Origin of the sequence: Vibrio sp. La 4.2.2 (assembly GCF_027586995.1) — a bacterium.
Classification (GTDB): domain Bacteria; phylum Pseudomonadota; class Gammaproteobacteria; order Enterobacterales; family Vibrionaceae; genus Vibrio; species Vibrio mediterranei.
In genome coordinates, this window is the sequence record NZ_JAPPTJ010000022.1 from 1 (window position 1) to 15,646 (window position 15,646).

Annotated in this window: 16 protein-coding genes and 1 riboswitch; of the genes, 10 read left to right on the forward strand and 6 right to left on the reverse strand. The window is 44.2% G+C overall.

Annotation, left to right across the window (positions count from 1 at the left end; genetic code table 11):
* The first annotated feature begins 188 nt into the window (after nucleotides 1–188).
* The 8 genes from OH456_RS25520 (at nucleotide 189) to thiH (ending at nucleotide 8,416) form a co-directional block, all read left to right on the forward strand.
* Nucleotides 189–1,571, forward strand: coding sequence for a multicopper oxidase family protein (locus OH456_RS25520; RefSeq protein WP_270034452.1), 1,383 nt, complete (start codon nucleotides 189–191; stop codon nucleotides 1,569–1,571).
* Between the two features lie 148 nt (nucleotides 1,572–1,719).
* Nucleotides 1,720–2,103, forward strand: a complete 384-nt coding sequence (gene crcB / locus OH456_RS25525) for a fluoride efflux transporter CrcB (protein ID WP_006074609.1) — start codon at nucleotides 1,720–1,722, stop codon at nucleotides 2,101–2,103.
* A 56-nt stretch (nucleotides 2,104–2,159) separates the two neighbouring features.
* A riboswitch (TPP riboswitch) is annotated at nucleotides 2,160–2,258 on the forward strand.
* A 117-nt stretch (nucleotides 2,259–2,375) separates the two neighbouring features.
* On the forward strand, nucleotides 2,376–4,298 hold the full coding sequence (thiC, locus tag OH456_RS25530; protein ID WP_270034453.1) for a phosphomethylpyrimidine synthase ThiC: 1,923 nt from the start codon (nucleotides 2,376–2,378) through the stop codon (nucleotides 4,296–4,298).
* A 15-nt stretch (nucleotides 4,299–4,313) separates the two neighbouring features.
* Nucleotides 4,314–5,549: a thiamine phosphate synthase gene (locus OH456_RS25535; RefSeq protein WP_270034454.1), complete on the forward strand. Its 1,236-nt coding sequence runs from the start codon at nucleotides 4,314–4,316 to the stop codon at nucleotides 5,547–5,549.
* Nucleotides 5,536–6,330 (forward strand): HesA/MoeB/ThiF family protein, encoded by a 795-nt coding sequence (locus OH456_RS25540; RefSeq protein WP_006074606.1) that lies wholly within the window; start codon nucleotides 5,536–5,538, stop codon nucleotides 6,328–6,330. The genes OH456_RS25535 and OH456_RS25540 overlap by 14 nt, the downstream gene beginning before the upstream one ends.
* On the forward strand, nucleotides 6,308–6,511 hold the full coding sequence (gene thiS, locus OH456_RS25545) for a sulfur carrier protein ThiS (RefSeq protein WP_124940446.1): 204 nt from the start codon (nucleotides 6,308–6,310) through the stop codon (nucleotides 6,509–6,511). Before OH456_RS25540 ends, thiS begins: the two co-directional genes overlap by 23 nt.
* A 1-nt stretch (nucleotide 6,512) precedes the next feature.
* Nucleotides 6,513–7,280 carry a thiazole synthase gene (locus tag OH456_RS25550; protein WP_107307584.1) on the forward strand — a complete coding sequence of 256 codons (768 nt, stop codon included), beginning with the start codon at nucleotides 6,513–6,515 and terminating at the stop codon, nucleotides 7,278–7,280.
* Nucleotides 7,281–7,303: 23 nt separating this feature from the next.
* Nucleotides 7,304–8,416 (forward strand): 2-iminoacetate synthase ThiH, encoded by a 1,113-nt coding sequence (thiH, locus tag OH456_RS25555; protein ID WP_270034456.1) that lies wholly within the window; start codon nucleotides 7,304–7,306, stop codon nucleotides 8,414–8,416.
* Nucleotides 8,417–8,496: 80 nt separating this feature from the next.
* On the opposite strand, the gene OH456_RS25560 is transcribed toward thiH, so the two are convergent.
* Both OH456_RS25560 and OH456_RS25565 read right to left on the reverse strand, forming a co-directional pair.
* A complete protein-coding gene (locus OH456_RS25560) occupies nucleotides 8,497–10,290 on the reverse strand; it encodes an aminopeptidase P family protein (protein ID WP_270034457.1) in 1,794 nt (597 codons plus the stop codon).
* 145 nt (nucleotides 10,291–10,435) lie between these two features.
* Nucleotides 10,436–11,377 (reverse strand): LysR family transcriptional regulator, encoded by a 942-nt coding sequence (locus OH456_RS25565; RefSeq protein ID WP_062463567.1) that lies wholly within the window; start codon nucleotides 11,375–11,377, stop codon nucleotides 10,436–10,438.
* A gap of 162 nt (nucleotides 11,378–11,539) precedes the next feature.
* Between OH456_RS25565 and OH456_RS25570 the strand changes: the two genes are divergently transcribed.
* Both OH456_RS25570 and tsrA read left to right on the forward strand, forming a co-directional pair.
* The gene (locus tag OH456_RS25570) at nucleotides 11,540–12,685 is read left to right on the forward strand and encodes a multidrug effflux MFS transporter (RefSeq protein WP_050798653.1); all 1,146 of its coding nucleotides are present in this window, start codon (nucleotides 11,540–11,542) and stop codon (nucleotides 12,683–12,685) included.
* 91 nt (nucleotides 12,686–12,776) lie between these two features.
* Entirely contained in the window at nucleotides 12,777–13,061 is a 285-nt protein-coding gene (gene tsrA / locus OH456_RS25575; RefSeq protein WP_006074597.1) for an H-NS-like global regulator TsrA, read from the forward strand.
* A 61-nt stretch (nucleotides 13,062–13,122) separates the two neighbouring features.
* On the opposite strand, the gene OH456_RS25580 is transcribed toward tsrA, so the two are convergent.
* The 4 genes from OH456_RS25580 to OH456_RS25595 form a co-directional block, all read right to left on the reverse strand.
* Nucleotides 13,123–13,575: a DoxX family protein gene (locus OH456_RS25580; RefSeq protein WP_006074595.1), complete on the reverse strand. Its 453-nt coding sequence runs from the start codon at nucleotides 13,573–13,575 to the stop codon at nucleotides 13,123–13,125.
* Complete coding sequence (locus OH456_RS25585; protein WP_124940442.1) at nucleotides 13,572–14,348, reverse strand: HvfC/BufC N-terminal domain-containing protein; 777 nt, start codon at nucleotides 14,346–14,348, stop codon at nucleotides 13,572–13,574. Before OH456_RS25585 ends, OH456_RS25580 begins: the two co-directional genes overlap by 4 nt.
* A gap of 2 nt (nucleotides 14,349–14,350) precedes the next feature.
* Nucleotides 14,351–15,211, reverse strand: coding sequence for an MNIO family bufferin maturase (bufB, locus tag OH456_RS25590; RefSeq protein WP_270034458.1), 861 nt, complete (start codon nucleotides 15,209–15,211; stop codon nucleotides 14,351–14,353).
* Between the two features lie 163 nt (nucleotides 15,212–15,374).
* Nucleotides 15,375–15,635 carry a BufA1 family periplasmic bufferin-type metallophore gene (locus OH456_RS25595; RefSeq protein WP_006074592.1) on the reverse strand — a complete coding sequence of 87 codons (261 nt, stop codon included), beginning with the start codon at nucleotides 15,633–15,635 and terminating at the stop codon, nucleotides 15,375–15,377.
* Between the last annotated feature and the right edge of the window lie 11 nt (nucleotides 15,636–15,646).

The following is a 15,646-nucleotide window of genomic DNA, read 5'->3' on the forward strand; positions in this document are numbered from 1 at the left end:
GTTTAGTAATTCACTTCCTTAGTGCTGTTATTATCGACTTAAACGGATTTTTACCTCAAGTCGTAACAGTCTGATATTTATCATAGTTTTCATATAGCCATTCAAGTCTTCATTCACATCTATCAATTAAGTTGATTGCAAGTAATTGAGAATCATTATCTAATAGGTCAAAAAAAAGGACTATTAGAATGAATCTATCTCGTCGTACTTTCTTAAAAAGCTCATTATCATTTTCTGCTATAGCTGCTATCCCTGGGTGCTCATTAACAAAAGTCTCTGAGTCACAAGATCGCATCGTTTATGATCTGACGGCGCAACCTACGACTGCAGAACTTGTTCCAGGATATCAAACCGAGGTCTTAGGCTTTAACGGCCAAATTCCTGCGCCCACAATTCGCTGCAAGCAAGGACAGAAGGTAGTCATTCGTTTCACTAACAAGCTAGACGAACCCACGACGATTCACTGGCACGGACTTCGAATACCTATCGAGATGGATGGCGTACCTTTCCTAAGTCAGCCCCCGATAATGCCTAATGAAACCTTTATCTATGAATTTACGCCGCCAGATGCCGGAACCTTTTGGTATCACCCTCATATGAATAGCGTGGTTCAACTCGGCAAGGGATTGGTTGGAGCGCTTATTGTTGAAGAGAGCGAGCCTTTAGAATTCGATCATGATATGGAATTAGTATTAAAAAATTGGCACATAGACAAAAAAGGTAATTGGAAGCAGCTAATGATTCCCCGATATAGCGCTCGTATGGGTACTCCTGGTGAGTGGGGAACAGTTAATGGTACCAATGAACCTAATTACAAAGTTCGTCCTAACGGGCTTATTAGAGCGCGTGTGGTAAATGTTGATAATACCTTAACTTATAAGATCGCTGTAGAAGGTGCGACAGCTTGGGTAATTGCTATCGATGGAAACCCAATATCCACTCCGTATAAGCTTACTGACCATAAAATGGGCCCAGGTATGCGTCTTGATTTGGCCATAGTTGCCCCTAAGCAAGATGGTTCTACAGTTTATGTTCGCCACCTAAAGGGTAACTTCCCATTTCCTCTTTGTTCTTTCTCAGTCAAAGGTGAGGGCGTTGCTAAGGAACAAAAGATACCATCCTTACCATTAAACCCAATTCCAAAGCCTGACCTATCGAATGCCATCACCAAGGACTTTGTCTTCGAGTGGGAAGGGGCTGTTACTCCAGCAAGTAAAGGCGGTAAAGCTATACCTAAGTTCTGGTTAATGAACAAAAGAGCTTGGGAAGGCATGAGTAAAGATAAAATACCAGATCCTATTGCAGAGTTGGAGTTGGGCCGTACTTATATTTTCGATCTCAGAAATGTCACACAGTATCACCATCCTATTCATCTACATGGTCATACTTTTACAGTGCTTGAGCTGGATGACAAAGAGGTCGAGCCATTTCATACCGACACTGTGTTACTTGGAAAAAACGGCAGAGCAAAAGTTGCATTTGTTGCAGATAACCCTGGAAGCTGGATGTATCACTGTCATGTTATTGAACATATGAAGACAGGACTAATGGGATACGTCAAAGTGAGTTAAAAGTGACTCCTGTAACGTTTTAAATTTTGACTACAAACGATAGACTATCTGTGTCTTATGAAAACATAATTTTCGCTGACTTCTGTCGAAATCATCAAGTGTTCGTATACTATTAGCTCTATAGGCATTTAATTTTAGGTACTCGATGATGGGTCAGTTTGCAGTTTTAGGTTTTATAGCGATAGGTGGTGCTTTTGGTGCATGCTCACGCTACTTAGTTTCAGAATTATGTATTGTACTTTTTGGTCGAGGGTTCCCTTATGGGACACTTACCGTTAACGTAGTTGGTTCGTTTATTATGGGGTTACTCATAGCCGCTTTTGAGACTGAGGTACTTGCCCCAGAACCATGGCGTCAAATAATAGGTCTTGGGTTTCTTGGCGCTTTAACTACCTTTTCTACGTTTTCCATGGACAATGTACTCTTGATGCAACAGGGAGCATTTTTGAAAATGGGACTTAATGTTCTACTCAATGTGGTTCTAAGTATCTCTGCATGCTGGATAGGGTTTCAGTTGCTGATCAAAAGTTAAACAAAAAGATACATAGTTTGGTTGAAAAATCGGAACTAATTATTCTATAATCGCTTCAATACTTGTCGGAGTGCCTTAGGGCTGAGACCGTTAATTCGGGATCCGTTGAACCTGATCTGGTTAGTACCAGCGAAGGGAACAGGAGAAATAAAATGGAAACCCTCCCTCTTTTATTTATCAAATAGCGCAAGCTATTGTGGTTGATACCTCTTGTACTCACACATCCGTCAAGCATTTATCTTTTATAACTATATGATATATAAGGAAATGCTATGTCGACACGTAAGCAAAGCAGACTGGAAGCAAAAAACTTCATCGATACGCTATCGGTGACTCCCTATCCAAACTCTCAGAAGACCTATATTCAAGGTAGCCGCAGTGACATACAAGTCCCTATGCGCGAGATATCGTTGGCCGATAGCCTAATAGGAGGCAGTCAAGATAATCCTATCTATGTTCCCAACGAACCTATTCATGTCTATGACACGTCCGGTGTTTATACTGATCCAAACCACCATATTGACCTCTATTCAGGCCTACCAAAGTTAAGAGAACAATGGATTGATGAACGTTCTGATACGGAAGTATTAGCCGGTGTGAGCTCTGAATTTGCCAAAGAGAGACTTGAGGATGAGACGCTTGATGAGCTTCGCTATGGCCAGCTTCCCCGTACCCGACGAGGTGTAGAGGGCGCATGTGTTACTCAGCTCCATTATGCTAGGAAAGGCATCATTACCCCTGAAATGGAATACATCGCGATACGCGAGAATATGGGACGTCAAAAACTCAATGATGAAATGCTCACCCAGCAGCATCCGGGTCAGCACTTTGGTGCTAACCTACCTAAAGAGATTACGCCAGAATTCGTTCGAAAAGAGGTCGCTGAAGGGCGCGCGATCATTCCTTCCAATATTAACCACCCCGAGTCAGAGCCAATGATCATTGGACGCAATTTCTTGGTGAAGGTTAATGCCAATATCGGCAATTCATCAGTAACTTCATCGATTGAAGAAGAAGTAGAAAAACTTGTTTGGGGCACTCGTTGGGGAGCCGATACGGTAATGGATTTGTCGACGGGCCGTAATATCCACGAAACCAGAGAGTGGATATTAAGAAATAGCCCAGTGCCAATTGGTACGGTTCCTATGTATCAAGCCTTAGAGAAGGTGAATGGGGTTGCTGAAAATCTTACTTGGGAAGTTATGCGTGATACGCTTATCGAGCAAGCAGAGCAGGGCGTAGACTACTTTACTATACATGCTGGCTTACTTCTGAGTCATATTCCGATGACTGCTAAACGTGTTACTGGAATCGTATCTCGCGGCGGATCCATTATTGCTAAGTGGTGTCTTGCCCACCACGAGGAGAGTTTCCTCTATACCAACTTCAAAGAAATCTGTGAGATATGTGCACGCTATGACGTGGCTCTTTCCTTAGGAGATGGCTTACGCCCTGGCTCTATTGCGGATGCCAATGATGAAGCTCAGTTTGCCGAATTACGCACACTTGGGAAACTCACTAAAATTGCTTGGGAACACGATGTACAAGTAATTATTGAAGGTCCAGGCCATGTTCCAATGCATATGATCAAAGAGAATATGGAAGAGCAACTGGAGCATTGTCACGAAGCACCATTCTACACGTTGGGTCCACTCACAACAGATATTGCACCAGGGTATGACCACATTACGTCAGGTATTGGTGCGGCTATGATTGGCTGGTACGGGTGCGCTATGCTGTGCTACGTCACTCCCAAAGAACACCTCGGTCTACCAAACAAAGACGATGTAAAAACGGGGCTTATCACCTATAAGCTCGCCGCTCACGCTGCCGACTTAGCTAAAGGGCATCCTGGTGCACAAATTCGAGACAACGCTTTGTCAAAGGCTCGTTTTGAGTTCCGTTGGGAAGACCAGTTTAACTTGTCATTAGACCCTGATACCGCGCGTCAATTTCACGATGAGACTCTCCCTCAGGAGTCCGGAAAAGTCGCTCACTTTTGTTCTATGTGCGGACCTAAATTCTGCTCAATGAAAATATCTCAAGAAGTTAGAGAATACGCCAAAGAGCAGCAAGGGGCTGAGAGCATCGACATCAAATTGATTGATGATCCATTGGAAGGTATGCGTCAAAAATCTAAAGAGTTCAGAGCTACGGGCGCCGAACTCTATCATCCAGCCGTAACTGAAGAGTAAGCGAAGGAGCTTCCGTTGACACTTTTAATCCCATCTAATCATCAAGATCTTATTGAACGCGTTCGTCATGTTCTGTCGTTAGCGCAGAGTGTAGGCTTTGATATCGAAGATATTCAGATATCAGAAGTCAAAGAGTCGGATGTTATTCACATTGATGACTCTGAACGTCGCCAAATCATCAGTTCTGATCTGCTATCAGTGCAAATGAATAATGAGGCGGACTATCGACTTCACTATCACCATGGTTTTGTAGAAAGCGATTTCCCCAAGGTGATACAGTCAATGACGCTTGGAGACGTTTATATTGATGTTCATTCGGAGTTTGAACGCAAGGATATATGGTCTTGTCGTGAAGAGGTGATTAAGGCGTCATCGGGAGCGCTATCGTTAATTGATGCTCAAGAGCACTTTGCTTGGTTTATTGTCTCTATTGTGTTGGATTTTCCTCTTGAAGATGCTGTTATGTTAGCTAGAGCAGGAAGTGTTTCACGTGAAACATGGCCATCAACAAGGGAGCAGTTCTTCACTCCGGTGATAGAAAACTCTCATCTAGCTATTAAAGTGGGATGGGCAGTGAGAGCCTCCACATCCGTATTTCCGACGTTATCTAAAAGCAGTCTTGGGCTGTACCCGGTTGTTGATAACGTAGAGTGGATTGAGCGCTTACTGAAACAAGGTATAAAGACGATTCAATTAAGAATCAAAGACCCTGATTACCCTAATCTTGCTCAGCAGATTCAGAAAGCCATTCAATTGGGTGAGCAGTATGACGCGCAAGTATTTATCAATGACTACTGGCAATTGGCTATTGAGTATGGCGCCTTTGGTGTACATCTAGGTCAAGAAGATATAGAGACTGCAGAGCTTACCTTGTTGGCATCCAACAATATCGCGCTTGGTCTTTCTACCCATGGCTATTATGAACTGCTTCGAGTGGTCCAAATTCATCCCAGCTACATCGCATTAGGTCACATCTTTCCGACAACCACTAAAGTCATGCCATCAAGACCTCAGGGGTTGGTACGACTCGCTCTGTATCAGCAATTGATCGACTCTATTCAATATGGAGAGAAGCTTGGTTACCCGACAGTTGCTATTGGCGGTATTGATCTGCAAACCGCTAAACCTGTTTGGGATTGTGGTGTTACCAGCCTAGCGGTAGTGAGAGCGTTAACATTAGCGGCTGATACTCAGCACGTTATCGATGAGTTCTCACTAATAATGGCAGGAGAGCGTGATGGTCTCCGATAAACAGTTTCAACAATATCTAAGGCAGTTGAGCTTGCCCAATGTCGGTGAAAACGGCCAAGCGGCGATTTGTGAAAGTCATGTACTAATTGTTGGGTGTGGTGGATTAGGAACAGCAGCAAGCATGTATATAGCTGGAGCGGGAGTAGGAAGAATCGTTATCGCTGATGATGATGATATCGAGCTGTCGAACTTACCGAGACAAATTACCTATCGTTCAAATGAGGTTGGGCAATCCAAAGTAAAAACTCTGGCTGATTTTCTCAAGGCACAAAACTCAGACATTAATGTTAGGACCATTAAGCGTCGTTTGCACGGTAGCCAATTAGCGCTCGAGGTGTCCTTGGCAGATGTTGTGATTGACTGTACTGACAATATAGAAACTCGGCAGGCAATAAACAAAGCCTGTGTTGAGAATCGCAAAGCTCTAGTGACTGCCGCCGCGATAGGTTGGAGTGGTCAATTGGCGGTATTTCAGTTCTCTAAACTAGCCACACCTTGTTATCACTGCCTCTATCCATTCGAAGAACTTGATAGGGCAATGAAATGTTCTGAGTCGAGTGTAATGGGACCAGTAGTGGGGATGATGGGCGTCTATCAAGCTTTAGAGGCGCTAAAGGTCATTACAGACTTAGGTAACAGCAGTCACCCTGAATTGAAGCTATTTGATGGCTTAACTGGACAGTGGCAGTCTCTTAAGATTTCTCATGATGAGACGTGTTCAGTTTGCCGTGATTCGAAGATAACAACAGGAATCAAAAATGATCCAATTTACCGTAAATAACGCACCGAAAGAAACCTCTCACGAGCTTAACCTCATTAGCGTACTTAAAGAGCTAGATATTGAAACGCAAGGCTGCGCGGTAGCAGTAGACGATGAAATTATACCAAGAGCCAAATGGTCGGATTTCACAGTCAAATCCAACATGTCCATCAATGTTTTCCAAGCTATCGCAGGAGGCTAATATGCTCACTATCGCAGGAAAGACCTTTAACTCACGTTTGTTTACTGGAACGGGAAAGTTCGCCGATAAGTCACTCATGATTGCAGCTATTGCTGAAAGTCAGTCAGAGTTGGCAACCATGGCACTTAAACGTGTTGACCTAAACCAACAAGATGACGACATCCTAAGTCCACTTATTGGTAATAACGTAAACCTATTACCTAATACATCTGGGGCGAAGAACGCAAAAGATGCCGTCTTTGCTGCGCACTTAGCGCGCGAAGCGTTAGGCACAAATTGGCTGAAACTTGAAATTCATCCAGACCCAAAATACTTGCTACCAGATCCTATTGAGACCTTGAAGGCGGCGGAGCAGTTAGTAAAAGACGGGTTTGTTGTGCTTCCTTACTGCCACTCAGATCCTACGTTATGCAAGCATCTAGAAGAAGTGGGTTGTGCTGCGGTGATGCCTTTGGGAGCACCCATTGGTAGTAACAAAGGTTTGGTAAGTCGTGATTTCTTAGAAATTATAATCGAGCAGGCTAACGTACCAGTGGTTGTTGATGCCGGAATCGGCGCGCCTTCTCATGCTGCGTTGGCAATGGAAATGGGCGCAGACGCTGTGTTGGTGAATACAGCGATTGCCGCGGCGGCAGATCCAGTTCAAATGGCTCGTGCATTTAAGCTCGCAGTCGAATCTGGGCGTTTGGCCTATGAAAGTGGCCTAGCAGGAACGGTAAACCACGCGGTGGCATCCAGCCCGCTAACCGCTTTTCTTGATTCAATGTGAGTTCGATAGATAAAGGTGAAACGATGAGTTTTGTTGAGGAACACGCTAAGTACAACTGGGACGACGTTCGTCTATCAATATACTCGAAAACAGAAAGAGACGTTCAGCGTGCTTTGAGTAAAACCAAGTTAGATCTTGAAGACTTTAAGGCGTTAATTTCTCCGGTGGCAGAGCCGTACTTAGAGCAGTTAGCGCAGCGCTCTTTTGCGCTTACTCGTAAGCGTTTTGGACATACCATGTCGATGTACATTCCATTGTACCTGTCTAATCTCTGTGCCAATGCATGTACCTATTGTGGCTTCTCAATGGAAAACCGCATTAAGCGTAAGACACTCTCTGAAGAGGAAATCAATGCTGAATGCAATGTGATTAAATCTATGGGATTTGACAATATACTGTTGGTAACGGGAGAGCATGAAAACAAAGTAGGGATGAAGTATTTCAAGCAAGTTCTTCCTGCAATCAAAAAGCACTTCAGCTACCTAGCAATGGAAGTTCAACCTTTGGCGCAAAGAGAGTATGCTGAGCTAAAGCATAGTGGTTTGGATGCGGTTATGGTGTATCAAGAAACCTATAATCGCAGAACCTATGCCGAACATCATTTGCGTGGCAACAAGATGGATTTTGATTATCGGTTAGATACACCTGATAGATTAGCGAAAGCAGGTATCGATAAGATTGGTATTGGCTCGTTGATCGGCTTAGAAGAGTGGCGCACGGACTGCTTTTTTGTAGCAGCACACTTACAGTACTTAGAAGGCCGTTATTGGAAGTCTCGTTACTCTATCTCTTTTCCAAGGCTAAGACCCTGTGAAGGTGCGTTGCAACCAAAATCTGTAATGACAGATAAACAGTTAGTGCAACTAATATGTGCTTATAGATTGTTTAACAATGAAGTTGAGCTTTCTCTGTCTACACGTGAATCTCCAACTTTTCGAGACCATGTTTATCCACTAGGAATCACCAGTATCAGTGCGGCATCAAAAACACAGCCTGGTGGTTACGCTAATGAAGAAGAAGAGCTTGAACAGTTTGCTATTAGTGATGAACGTAGCGCTCGTCTTGTTGCAGAGTCTGTTAAGCAGGTTGGAATGGAACCGGTTTGGAAAGATTGGCACCAATCCTATTCAGGATAAACCGGTATAGTCTATCGAGTGTTTCACGTGAAACAAAAAAAGGAGCTGTTGACCAGCTCCTTTGTAATCTCTCGGGTAAGCTAGCGAACAAGCGATGCGCAGGCTTGCTCTAACCAATCAAGCGCCTCACCTTCAACAAGTGGCGCTACCTCATCAAACACTTTACGGTGATACGAATCCAGCCAGTTGATTTCTTCATCCGTTAACAATGAGCTAACGATATTTCGCTTATCGATAGGGCAACGAGTCAACGAATCAAAACCAAGCATGCTAGCATCACCTTGTGTCGATTTCTCGACAACCAGTTCCAAATTCTCGATACGGATGCCAAACTCATCAGCACGATAGTATCCAGGTTCGTTTGACAGTACCATACCGGCAATGAGTGGAGTGTTATTCACTGCTTTAGCAATGCGTTGTGGTCCTTCATGAACACTTAAGAAATGTCCAACACCATGGCCAGTACCGTGGTCATAGTCAAAACCATTTGCCCACAAATGCTGACGGGCTAAAACATCTAACTGGTGACCACAGGTTCCGTTGGGGAATAGGGCGGAAGCAAGAGCAATATGACCTTTCAATACCAATGTAAACTGGCGCTTCATTTCTTCTGAAGGTGAACCAATAGCGATTGTTCTTGTGATATCGGTAGTACCATCAAGATACTGGCCACCTGAGTCAACCAGATATAGCGTATCTTTAATAATCGCACCAGGGACTTCTTGGTTTTCATGGTTGTAGTGACACATCGCGGCATTTCCTGCAGAGGCGGAAATCGTGTCAAAGCTAAGGTCGACGAGTGAGCTATCGAGTTGACGGAATGATTCTAACTTATCGGAGAGAATAGCTTCATTATAGAGATTTCCACTAGCTACTTCTTTGTCCAACCAAGAGAGGAACTTAACCATCGCAGCACCATCTCGGATGTGACTAGCTTTCATTCCTTCGATTTCTACATCATTTTTAGCCGCTTTTGGCATTAGACAAGGGTCGGCAAGTTGTAACTGTTTCGCTCCGAAAGCCTCAAGCTTTAGTTGGAACCAAGCATTACTGGTTGCTGGGTCCAAGGTGACTTTTTTGCCAGATAGAGCCTCAAGAGCTCGCTCTAAATCGCAAGGGCTACATACTTCAACTCCGTTGCCTACGTGAACGTCGAATGCCGCACGGTCGTCAATTCGTGACTCATCAATGAAGAACTTTGTTGAGCCATCGGAGTAGAGGATTGCATGCGCCAGTAAGACTGGCAGACGAGATACATCAAGCCCACGTACGTTCAGAAGCCAGCAAATCGAATCCAATTCAGTAATGATAGCGGCATCAGCGTCAGAGGCCACTAGTGATTGCCCTAGAGCTGTACGCTTGTCTTGACTACTTTGTCCTACTTTTTCAATAGGCATTAAACGAACTTGGCTTAGCTGAGGTTCTGGACGATCGCTCCAATTAATGTCGATTGGGTTTTGTTCTGTTGCGACCAGTTCGAACTTACTACCCAATTGAACTAAGGCACCTTGATACCAGCTGCCACGGTGCATGCGTGGGTCTATACCAATACGAGAACCGACAGGAAGTGTCTCGGTTACCCATTTAGTTGGTGGTCGCTCAATGAGGTGGCAGTATTCAAAAATACCATCAGGTACTTGTTTTCTTACTTGCACCGTATAACGGCCATCGACAAAAATGGCCGCATTTTCGCGAGTCACAACAGCAGCGCCTGCTGAACCAGTAAACTGTGTTAGCCAATGTAGACGCTCATTATGAGCGGGTACATATTCGCCCAAGTACTCGTCTTCGTGTGCGACGATAAACGCATCAAGATCGTTTGCAACGAGCCAAGCTTGAACCAGCTCAACTCGGCGAGAAATTTGTTCCTGCATCTGTTATTCCTTCATCATGGCGAAACAAGTCACCTGGTAGTATTTGCCCTATAAGCTAGCGCTTTTGGCGCCCATATACAATCGATTCCGGTGGCTGCGAAATAAGGTTTCAACAATCAAAACCCGACGTCAAACGTTATACGGGTTATCTCAGGTGTAATGTCTTCTGACGGATAATATCAATCAGCCAAGTTAACGCGGGATCGCGATTTCTGTCCTTATGCCAAAAGAGTGTGTACGCCATCGGAGGAAACTCTAAAGGTAAAGGAAGCACGGTAAGCCCCATCTGTTCCGCGACTAGGTGTACGAAGTGTCGAGGTGCGGTAAAAACGAAGTCGGTGTAACTACAAAGTGCTGCGGCGTTATTGAAGTCAGGAACGGTGATGGCGATATCGCGCTCTCTGCCCATATCTGAGAGTTTGTAGTCTAATAACCATCGATCACTTCCATCACAACGAACTTGTACATGGCGAAGCGACAAGTAGGTTTCCAAATTCCAAGGCTTAGATAGCACAGGGTGATTTGCGCGGACTAAACACATTTGGTTGTCACGATACACTTCAAGCTCTTGGATATCATCAGGTGGATACATGGTTCGAACTGCATCTCTAATATCGATGTCTTTACCTGTAATCCCTAAATCAAGTTCACCTTTTTGCATTCTTTCAAACGTCAGCTCAGTCCAAGAGTGGGTGCTAATGCTGAGGTTTGGTCCTTGTCCAAAAATAGCTGGTAAGAAGTGCGGCATAATAAGCGGATAAACGCTTTCTACCGCCGCAATATGGAATCGATATTCACTGGTAGTAGGCGAGAACTCGGGTGGTTCAGTTATCGATTGCATGTGAGTCACTAGAACTTCGAGCTTAGGTTTGAGCTGCAATGCCCGTGGTGTAGGCACCAGACCATGTGCATGGCGAGTAAATAATGGGTCGTCGAAAAGCACTCTGAGTTTGGCAAGTGATTTACTAACGGCCGATTGACTTAGGCATAAGCGGTTCGCAGCGCGAGTCACGTTACATTCTTCAAGCAACACATTCAGACACAACAATAAGTTAAGATCAATTCGGCTCAGCTTTTCGAGGTTCATGTTAAGACATTCCTAGCGGGAATAATGCTAATGAGTATAAACCATTTCTGTTCATATCATAACAAGACTAAACTCTGCGCAAACAATCTAAAGTTATCTTATCTGTAAGAGGCAAATACCTTGCAAACGGCACCGTCAAAAATCCAAATCGCAGCGTTAGTTATGCTGGTATTCTTTAGCCCACTGGCTATCGATATTTATCTTCCAGCGCTAACACAAATCTCTACGGCTTTCGATGTAGAGCATACGTTAGCGCAAGATACGATTACGTGGTTCCTATTTGCTATGGGTGTAGGACAAGTGTTTGCAGGTCCCCTTGCGGATAAACTTGGACGTCGAACGGTTGCTCTCGGCGGTATAGCTATCTATGGATTGAGTGCTTGCTTGGCGTGGGCGGCTCAATCAATTGATTGGATGCTTGCTGCTAGGTTGCTGCAAGGCTTAGGTGCGTGCGCGACATCTGTGGCAGCCTTTGCAACCGTTCGCGACATGTATGGGCCAGAGAAAAGCGGCAAGGTGATCAGTTATCTTAATGGCGCTATCTGCTTTATTCCTGCGTTAGCACCGATCTTGGGCAGCTACCTGACCCAACAATATGGCTGGCGTGCTAACTTTAGCTTTATGGCTGGCTTCGCGCTGTTCGTTGGTGTTTTAGTGCTATTCAACATGCGGGAGACCAACCCTAAACAAGAAGGACAGCAGTACTTTGCGCTGTCGCGCTACATCGATGTACTGCGAACTCCGACGTTCGTTTTCCATGCGTCGTTATGCTTATTAGCCATGGGTGTTATCTTAGCTTATGTCACCTCAGCCCCAGTGGTTTTGATGGACAAGATGGGACTAACGATGAATGAGTTTACCTACTGGTTTGGTTTGAATGCGGTCTTTAACATTGCGGCATGTATGCTAGCGCCTAAGATTATGGATAAAATAGGTACTCACAAAACACTACAATTAGGTATTACCACACTATTAGTTGCTGGTGGGTTAATGGCGTGGGGTGCACGTTTTGCAACACCTGCATCATTTATGCTTCCTGTGATTATGTCGTCAATTGGCTTCGCGTTGATTCTAGGAGCTTCCGCAGGAAAAGCGTTGGCACCATTTGGAGATAAAGCGGGTACAGCTGCAGCATTGTTGGGTCTGTTTCAAATGAGTGGCTCTGGATTACTCGTGGGGACGATGCAAAGAGCGGGTCTTGATGCGCCGTATATGATCGCAATGCAAATGTGGTTAGTGTTGCCTGCGTTATTTATCCTAAGATCGAAAGTTGGCAAAGGTTGGCATCAAACTGTAAAAATCGGCTAATTAAAAAACGATTTTGTTTTCCAATTAAAGAAACAGGTGTATATTTAGCAATAAACACACCGTATTAATTATTAACTGGATAAACGCAGTAATGTCTTTGACAACTTACGAAATGGCTCGCATTCTCGAGCAGATGGAAGAGTCTCCAGAAAAAATCATGTTTGGTAAATTGCTTAATGAATTAGGCAATCAGAGCGAAGAGCGCATCCGCAGTGCCGCTAAACAAGTACCAATCCACATGTTGCGTGATATCGTGTATCAATTTCAGAGAGTCATTGAGTCTCGCAAAGGTGAACAAGTTCAGTTATTAGCGAAAGAACTTTCTGACCAAGGTATTTCCGCAGAAGAACTTAAAGAGTTTCTGGCGAATAAATAAATCACATCCCAAAATAACCCCGCTTATCTAAGCGGGGTTATTTTTTCCATTCTTATTAATGCTAATTGAATTTAGAGCGGATAAGTTTATCTGCAGATATTGGTCCCGGTCCCCAAACGACAACTATCAAGATCATTAGTCCCCATAATTGATGATCATAAAAGCCTTTTTCCCAAAGTAGCGGGTAAGAAACAACCGCAATGATATTAAACACAAATAATATTGCTGCCATTGGGCGGGTAAACAAACCGAGAACCATGAAGACAGGCAACACCAATTCTGCTGCTGTTCCCATATAAGCCGCTAGCTCCCAAGGAATAAGAGGGACGTGATACTCATACTCAAACAAGTAGAGAGTACTGTCCCAGGAAGCAATCTTGGTGAGTCCCGAATTAAAAAATACCCATGAAACCCAAAGTCGACAGAACACTAATAATAAGGGCACAAAGCCGCGTTGTAGCGCTTCGATAAGGTTGTCATAAATCGTGAGCCAGTGTGTTACTTTCGTATTCATACCATACTCCTTGGATTGCTTTCGTCGAATAGAGTGAACCCGGCTACAACGTCCCACGTAAGCAAGTTTGGTAGTTCAGATAGTAGAGCGGGATTTATTCGCTTTAATGGATTGCCATGGCTTATCTCGACCCATAGCTGTTGAAGTTGATTATTCAGAATGTGTAGCGTTGGTTGAGCAGAACCTCGTTTAACCATGAGTAGCGTTTCGGCTTGGTTAATGTCTAGGTTATCGAATTCATGGTCTTTTACTGCTTGGAAAAGACTACCGATGGCATAATTCGAGTAGATTAAGTGACTAGAAGGTTTCACATGAAACACTAAGTCTGAATGTTGACTTTCTGGCACGGACGCCAAATTGACGATAGGTTCCAGATCTTCTTTTAAAGTAACGTCTTGTGCTCTTTGCAGTTCGTCCAATGACCATTCAATCGACATCACATCCAGCAGATATGGCACAGCAAGTGTGATGTTTTCAAGTTGGCTCACAGAGTCAGCAAACCCGGCTCCATAACTCATAACATTACCGGAGCGCGGAGGATGTTGAGTAATATGGTGCTTTGCCATCGAATCAAAACACTCATCACCAACCAGTTGGCGTGTTATAGGATAGCAAGCTGCTAGTACCTCAGATAAGCTAACAACAAAGTTATTTCGGTAGATCTGGACTCGATCAATCGCGGTAAAATGATCGGATAAAATGTCACAGTCCTCTCCGGTGCTTTGATAGAGGAGTGCCTGACTGAATCGCTGTTGGAGCTCGTTAAGCGTCATTGTTATGCACTCCTTAGCGTTTGAGTAAGGGGAACTTCAAGTAAGATGTCGATGGCTTTATTGGCTTCTTCTAATAGAACTTGCGGAGCAGGGATGTCTAAATCCCATTCGATCAAGGTTGGAACTGGTGTATTAATACGATTCCAGTCTTTATAGAGCTGCCAAACCTCATCGGATACTCGGGCGCTGTGTGTGTCAATCCAAATCTCTCCTTGTTCTAATTGCTTACGAGTAAATCCGGCTAGATGAATTTCGTCGACAGTGGCAGGGTCAATGGCCGCCAAGTACTGATTAGTATCGTACTGATGGTTGAAGCAGGAGACGTGCACATTGTTTAGATCGAGTAATAAACGACAATCTGTTTGCCGCTGTACTTCCGCCAGAAATTCCCACTCGGGAATCGTCGAATGATTGAAACGAAGATAACTAGACGGATTCTCTATTAACAGTGGGCGTTGAATGGCGTCTTGAACCTGCTGCACATTACGACAAAAAAGTTGTAGTGCTTCTTCAGTGTAAGGCAGAGGTAATAGGTCATTGAAATAGTGACCACCATGCTCACTCCAACTTAGATGATCGGAAACAACGAACGGCTGGATTTCACGGATTAATTGTTGGAGTGACAGTAAATGCGATTGGTTGACTCTACTGGTAGAGCCGAGTGACAAGCCAATACCATGACAGCTTATCTCTACCTGTTCTCGAATTGCCAATAACTGCTGATACTCCGTGCTGTTTGTTTGGAAGTAATTCTCACTATGAATCTCTAACCAACCAACTTGATTAGCATTGTGTTCGAAGTAGTCGAGGTGAGGTGTACGTAGACCCACACCGACTAATTGAAATGCCTGACTTCGATCCATTGTGATCTCCCTGATCTGTTGCGTATTGTGAGTAAGCTGTAGAAAAGTGAAAGGGCGCTCGATGACGCCCCTTCGTGTAGCTTGTAACTTGAAAATGGATGAACAAACAAAGTTACAAATAAGCTAAGCTGCAAGCAGTATTGCTTTCGGCTTTGGAGGCTTTCTATGCAGATTCAGTACTACCACCTGTAAGCTTGCCACATAGCCCTTTTGGTACCACGACAAACGCGTCTTTTTGATTATCTTCTTTGGCTGTACCAGCACATGAGCTTGTTTTTGTAGCACAGTCATTTTTACCTGCCTTTGATACGCCGTAGCATTTCTCTTTTTCTGCAGCATGAGCTGGAGCGGCAGTAAGCATAGTGCCACCTAGAGCGATTAGACCGGTAACTGCAGCAGTGATAGCTAGATTTGTAGTTTTCATAGTAACTTCCT

What these genes read in the sequence shown, in the direction of transcription:
- OH456_RS25520 (WP_270034452.1), top strand. Translation starts at nt 189, where the DNA reads ATGAATCTATCTCGTCGTACTTTCTTAAAAAGCTCATTATCATTTTCT.
- crcB (WP_006074609.1), top strand. Translation starts at nt 1,720, where the DNA reads ATGGGTCAGTTTGCAGTTTTAGGTTTTATAGCGATAGGTGGTGCTTTT.
- thiC (WP_270034453.1), top strand. Translation starts at nt 2,376, where the DNA reads ATGTCGACACGTAAGCAAAGCAGACTGGAAGCAAAAAACTTCATCGAT.
- OH456_RS25540 (WP_006074606.1), top strand. Translation starts at nt 5,536, where the DNA reads ATGGTCTCCGATAAACAGTTTCAACAATATCTAAGGCAGTTGAGCTTG.
- thiS (WP_124940446.1), top strand. Translation starts at nt 6,308, where the DNA reads ATGATCCAATTTACCGTAAATAACGCACCGAAAGAAACCTCTCACGAG.
- OH456_RS25550 (WP_107307584.1), top strand. Translation starts at nt 6,513, where the DNA reads ATGCTCACTATCGCAGGAAAGACCTTTAACTCACGTTTGTTTACTGGA.
- thiH (WP_270034456.1), top strand. Translation starts at nt 7,304, where the DNA reads ATGAGTTTTGTTGAGGAACACGCTAAGTACAACTGGGACGACGTTCGT.
- OH456_RS25560 (WP_270034457.1), bottom strand. Translation starts at nt 10,290, where the DNA reads ATGCAGGAACAAATTTCTCGCCGAGTTGAGCTGGTTCAAGCTTGGCTC.
- OH456_RS25565 (WP_062463567.1), bottom strand. Translation starts at nt 11,377, where the DNA reads ATGAACCTCGAAAAGCTGAGCCGAATTGATCTTAACTTATTGTTGTGT.
- OH456_RS25570 (WP_050798653.1), top strand. Translation starts at nt 11,540, where the DNA reads ATGCTGGTATTCTTTAGCCCACTGGCTATCGATATTTATCTTCCAGCG.
- tsrA (WP_006074597.1), top strand. Translation starts at nt 12,777, where the DNA reads ATGTCTTTGACAACTTACGAAATGGCTCGCATTCTCGAGCAGATGGAA.
- OH456_RS25580 (WP_006074595.1), bottom strand. Translation starts at nt 13,575, where the DNA reads ATGAATACGAAAGTAACACACTGGCTCACGATTTATGACAACCTTATC.
- OH456_RS25585 (WP_124940442.1), bottom strand. Translation starts at nt 14,348, where the DNA reads ATGACGCTTAACGAGCTCCAACAGCGATTCAGTCAGGCACTCCTCTAT.
- bufB (WP_270034458.1), bottom strand. Translation starts at nt 15,211, where the DNA reads ATGGATCGAAGTCAGGCATTTCAATTAGTCGGTGTGGGTCTACGTACA.
- OH456_RS25595 (WP_006074592.1), bottom strand. Translation starts at nt 15,635, where the DNA reads ATGAAAACTACAAATCTAGCTATCACTGCTGCAGTTACCGGTCTAATC.